This window comes from Erwinia sp. (genome assembly GCF_049696395.1).
In the GTDB taxonomy this organism is placed as follows: Bacteria; Pseudomonadota; Gammaproteobacteria; order Enterobacterales; family Enterobacteriaceae; genus Erwinia.
In genome coordinates this window covers 1-3,327 of the sequence record NZ_JBAVTT010000113.1, presented here as the reverse complement: position 1 = coordinate 3,327, position 3,327 = coordinate 1, and the positions used below count along the sequence as shown (strand labels likewise).

3 protein-coding genes, 1 tRNA gene and 1 pseudogene are annotated in these 3,327 nt (G+C 48.7%); 3 read left to right on the top strand and 2 right to left on the bottom strand.

What is annotated here, in order from left to right:
* Positions 1 to 87: pseudogene (locus WCC56_RS14560) on the bottom strand (phosphohydrolase); the annotation flags it as partial.
* Positions 88 to 693: 606 nt separating this feature from the next.
* Between WCC56_RS14560 and WCC56_RS14555 the strand changes: the two are divergent.
* The 3 genes from WCC56_RS14555 to WCC56_RS14545 all read left to right on the top strand — a co-directional run bounded on the left by WCC56_RS14555 (position 694) and on the right by WCC56_RS14545 (position 2,507).
* Positions 694 to 1,356: a hypothetical protein gene (locus WCC56_RS14555; protein WP_424693066.1), complete on the top strand. Its 663-nt coding sequence runs from the start codon at positions 694 to 696 to the stop codon at positions 1,354 to 1,356.
* 182 nt (positions 1,357 to 1,538) lie between these two features.
* Positions 1,539 to 2,330: a DgsA anti-repressor MtfA gene (gene mtfA, locus WCC56_RS14550; protein ID WP_424693065.1), complete on the top strand. Its 792-nt coding sequence runs from the start codon at positions 1,539 to 1,541 to the stop codon at positions 2,328 to 2,330.
* Positions 2,331 to 2,431: 101 nt separating this feature from the next.
* Positions 2,432 to 2,507 (top strand) — tRNA-Asn (locus tag WCC56_RS14545).
* 197 nt (positions 2,508 to 2,704) lie between these two features.
* Here the strand turns inward: WCC56_RS14545 and WCC56_RS14540 are convergent.
* A complete protein-coding gene (locus tag WCC56_RS14540) occupies positions 2,705 to 3,325 on the bottom strand; it encodes a putative quinol monooxygenase (RefSeq protein WP_424693064.1) in 621 nt (206 codons plus the stop codon).
* Positions 3,326 to 3,327 lie beyond the last annotated feature (2 nt).

Here is a 3,327-nt window from a genome sequence, read left to right as displayed (position 1 = left end):
ATGGGCTACATCATGGGCTTTATCATCCTGTGGCCAGGTTTCATGGAGCCAGCTTTCAAAACGCAGTTGCCAGTTAATAAGCGACATAGACTTCTCCTTATTGTTTGGACTTGTAGAGATGTCAGTGGGTGAAGGCCAGTCCACTGCTGGAAAACCGTCTGTACCCTTTGGTCAAAAACGGGATCCACATCATGTTTATAACGCTAATTTTAACGGATTCACAACATATTTCGATTTTTCAGCCTTTTGCCATAAGAAAATTTATTGCTTAATTTTCAGGCAAATGGTTTAACGGACATAATGAACGCCACAAAATTAACTGTCGGCTTTTAGGCAAAGAGTGGGATAGAATTAGCGCCACCCAACAATCTCTTGATTTGGGGCTTTTTTACCCCACTTTATGATGTCGTTTCGGCATCCGCACTGTAAGAGATTGTAAAGACGACATATGTCAAATTTGTTATCCCCGGTAACTTTCGGGGCGTTTTAGGGGGCAAGACTGGGTCGATCAACCTGCGCACACCGCAGGTAAAATGGTCCTAACCCGGCACTGAAATCAACAAGCACAGCTAATGTTTACCTAATTTTGTTATTCTGGTATTAATCTTCAGACTACTGTTCAGATTATTCTGTCTTGTCTTTTTAGCGTTGCTGTGTTCATCGGTTCAACATGTAAGTAACAGAGGTCAAACCATGAAAGAACGCCCGATTTTGTTTAGCGATCAACGGGTGCGAGCGCTGCTCTCAGGCCAACAGAGCCAAACTCGGCGCATCATGAAGTCACAACTCTTTGGTCCCGGTCAGGATAACCATGAGGGGTGCTATGGTATTGATGTGCTGAATAATCACCTTCAGGGAAACCGAGTAATGGGTATGGAAAACTTAAGTTACCATTGCCCCTACGGACAACCCGGCGACAGGCTGTGGGTCAGGGAAACCTGGCGCGGCCCGGTTATCGAGCCGGACGACATGGCGGAATACCAACGTACGCCAGCGGCATTCAAGAACGCTCGCTACTGCCAATACCGTGCCGACACCAGCCAGTTCTCCACCGCCGAACTCGATGAGCAGGAGCAGTTCGGCTGGCAGGCCGGCATTCATATGCCACGCTGGGCAAGCCGCCTGGACTTAGTGGTCACCGGCATTCGTGTGCAGAAAATTCAGGATATCAGTGATGACGATGTGATCGCAGAAGGGGTGCAAACGGACTCCCACTTCCTGAATAACTTCTTCACCATGCACAGTGAAGCCGTCTCGACGAAAGACGCCTATCGTAAACAGTGGGCGTTACAGTACGGTGGCACCAGTTGGGAAGTTAACCCATGGGTGTGGGTAATTGAGTTCGACCGCGTCTGAATTCGCGCTTTTTTTTGTTCTCCATCACAGACAGCACTGTCATTAAGTGATTGAATATGCGCCTTAAAGCCAGCGCACGCTCTGTTCATTTCTCTCTCTTACGCACTGTTGCTCTAAGCAGCAGTTGCGTAAGACTGCGCGCTACGGCAAGGTAAAGATCCCTTCAGCGAACTGGGTGCATCATGATCAAATGGCCGTGGAAAACCGATGAAGATGCCAGTGACGCACTGCCCTGGCAGCAGGCAATGGCGATTCCCCTGCTCGGTGCTCTGACCGATGATGAACAGAAATCGCTGATCCAATTAGCAAAACGCTTTCTGCAGCAGAAGCGGTTGGTTCCTTTGCAAGATTTCCAACTCGATGACCTGAAAAGTACCCGCCTCGCGCTCATCTTTTGCCTGCCCGTACTGAATCTGGGCTACGACTGGCTGGACGGATTTCATGAGGTGCTGCTCTACCCTTCCCCTTTTATGGTCGATGACGAATGGCAGGATGAATTTGGTTTGGTTCACCATGAAAAAATGGTGCATTCGGGCCAGAGCTGGCAGCAAGGGCCGATCGTTCTGAACTGGCTGGATGTGCAGGATTCCTACGACCTCTCCGGCTATAACCTGATTATTCATGAAGTTGCCCATAAGCTCGACAGCCGTGGCAGCGGTCATGCCAATGGCGTACCCTCGATTGCGCTACGTGATGTTGCGGGGTGGGAGCAAGACCTGCAGGCTGCGATGAAAGATATTCAGGATGAGATAGACACCGTTGGTGAGAATGCCGCGAGCATTGACGCCTATGCTGCCAGTGATGGCGCGGAATGTTTTGCAGTGTTATCGGAATACTTTTTCACCGCGCCGGAAATTTTGCAGGATCGTTTCCCTGCCCTTTATCGCCGATTCAGTCAGTTTTACCGGCAGGATCCTGGCAAGCGCTATCATGAGGCAAAATCCCAGCAAAATGATCGCGGAATTGTACACTAATACGTCGGGTTGATTTAATCCTAGCCAATTGAAAGCTAGCGTGTTTTTTGCTGTTGACAGCCCACAGCTACCCCGCTAATATGCGCCACATCGAAACCGATTCCTCTGTAGTTCAGTCGGTAGAACGGCGGACTGTTAATCCGTATGTCACTGGTTCGAGTCCAGTCAGAGGAGCCAAATTTAAGAAGCCCGCTTAAGGAAACTTAAGCGGGCTTTTTGTTTTCAAGAGATCTGATGTCTGTTTTTGGCGAAGAGCTTAGGCCAGACCGGGAGAGCTTCTTATTGCGTCGTTGGCAGGGATACTGTTGGGCGACGAAATATCCTCAGCATCGATAGACCCATTTACTGCCCCACTCGCCGAGTGGGGCAGCCATTCACTTCATTTTATACATCAGACCGCCCTTATTCCTAAGCAAGCCTGGCTCAATGGCAATGGCTTCTTTAAAAGTCGTCATTTCTGCCGTCTGCTCAATGTATTCTTTAAAATGAGGCGTCAAACGATGGGCCTGATAAGCTTCTTCGCTGGCGTATATTTCATAGAAATACCAACGCTCAGGATTCGCTTTATCGGTCACGGCATACATTGCCAGAACACCCTCCTCTAGCTTAATGGACTGTGCCATTTCGGGTAAAACGACATCGCGAAAAGCCTGTCCAAGCTCGGGTTTTACATCAACAATGACAAAGTTATTGATCGTTTTGTCGCTTTGTACAATCTGCTTATCGACCAAAAATTGTGGCACCACCTCAATTCGACGCTTTTGGCTCACGTCCAGAATATCAGGTGAATGGCGCAAAAACGCCTGGTAGCTCGCCGAGTTCAAGTGTTGCTGGTAGGCATCGTTATCAGCATAAATTTCAAACATATAAGCAACGGAGGGGTTCATTTTCTTTTTGGCTGAATACATCGCCAGCGTTCCAGGTTCCCCGGTTACCGAAGCCGTAATATTCTTTTCAGCCAGGCTGTCATAGGCGTTATTTTTATCATGCTTGATGA